The organism is Arsenophonus nasoniae DSM 15247 (assembly GCF_000429565.1).
Taxonomy (GTDB): Bacteria; Pseudomonadota; Gammaproteobacteria; order Enterobacterales; family Enterobacteriaceae; genus Arsenophonus; species Arsenophonus nasoniae.
Genome location: NZ_AUCC01000265.1, coordinates 1 through 1,203 on the forward strand (window position 1 = coordinate 1; position 1,203 = coordinate 1,203).

The window sequence follows — 1,203 nt, forward strand, 5'->3', positions numbered from 1 at the left end:
GATGTTAATTAAAACCGGTAATTTTCTTTTTTAAATCAGAATTGTCAGATTAAGTTAAGACTAATACATAAGGTTATTCTACCCGATGATAAGGATTTTTTCTTTTCCGGCGCTGCCTGTCAATGCCGTGGAGCCGTGCAACTCCGGTAAGTAAATCAGAAACAATTTTAGTATTTTGCCCATTAAGTCGATTACCCAATCCGCCCCAACGCTGAATAAGCAATAAATCACCAAATAAATCATAACAGAGTTCCGCTTCATACCAGCGAGAATCATTTCCCCAACGCCAAATCAACATGAGCATCAGTAGGTTGATGGGATGATTTATTTCGCCGTGCCAAACGTTGCAAATTATCATCAACATCCACTTGGGTGACAACGCCTGCTATCAGACCGTCTTTGTCATAACGGCTAGCGCCTAACTGGATAAGTGCGCGATAATTAGCATGATGTCCAATACTGCCTAAACAGGCTCTTAAACGCCTTCTGGCTATAGGTAATGACCTTTCTTTCACTTCCTGCCACATATCTTGTTGTATACCAATTTTCATTGGGCGCAACTCGCTATCAGGGAAAAGATAAGGCCAAAAAGTGGTTATCTGGGAAATCGCTTCTTCTAACGGCAATCGCTTTTTAGGCGGTGTAGGTGGTTTTGGTGTTTTAACCTTCACTGCCTGTTTAGGTTTTTCAACCACCTTTTTGGGCTGCTGTTTTGCTACCTTTTTTGGTTTCGGTTTTTTTAACTGTTTTTTAGGCGCAGCATTGACCCAGACCTTTTTACCATAAACAGAGGTACTTGAGGTTTGCCCTTCCTGTGAAGCTTTTCTAGGGCGATTGAGACTTAATTTTTGGCGTTCTGTCATCGTTTTAATCTTTAAACAGGTTACTCATTTCGGCATCAGTCAAACCCGTAAATTTCATCACAGATTGTCTATCCATGCCACTTTCTAGCATTTGGCGCGCTATCTTCATTGAAGCCTGTTTTTCGCCCTCTTGAACGCCATCATTTTTGCCTAACTGGTAGCCTTCCTGACGGCCTTCCAGTTTGCCTTTTTTGATTCCGATCTCTTCAATTTGTTGAGCAATAGTCATAAGTGCTCCTTCGTGTTTTTCTGATTGTTTGGCTATCTTAGTGTGTAATGGTCAACAAATTCTGTAGAAGATCTAAGCGGCATTTTTTAGTTCATGATATTTTTGATGTGG

3 protein-coding genes are annotated in these 1,203 nt (G+C 40.9%); all 3 read right to left on the minus strand.

Annotation, left to right across the window (positions count from 1 at the left end; translation table 11 throughout):
• Window positions 1–73: 73 nt before the first annotated feature.
• From G468_RS0118255 to G468_RS0118265, 3 genes are read right to left on the minus strand one after another with little or no spacing between them, the layout of a single operon-like run.
• On the minus strand, window positions 74–298 hold the full coding sequence (locus tag G468_RS0118255) for a Wgr family protein (RefSeq protein ID WP_026824180.1): 225 nt from the start codon (window positions 296–298) through the stop codon (window positions 74–76).
• Complete coding sequence (locus tag G468_RS0118260; protein ID WP_026824181.1) at window positions 273–863, minus strand: ProQ/FINO family protein; 591 nt, start codon at window positions 861–863, stop codon at window positions 273–275. Before G468_RS0118260 ends, G468_RS0118255 begins: the two co-directional genes overlap by 26 nt.
• 4 nt (window positions 864–867) lie before the next feature.
• Complete coding sequence (locus G468_RS0118265; protein ID WP_026824182.1) at window positions 868–1,092, minus strand: RpnC/YadD family protein; 225 nt, start codon at window positions 1,090–1,092, stop codon at window positions 868–870.
• Between the last annotated feature and the right edge of the window lie 111 nt (window positions 1,093–1,203).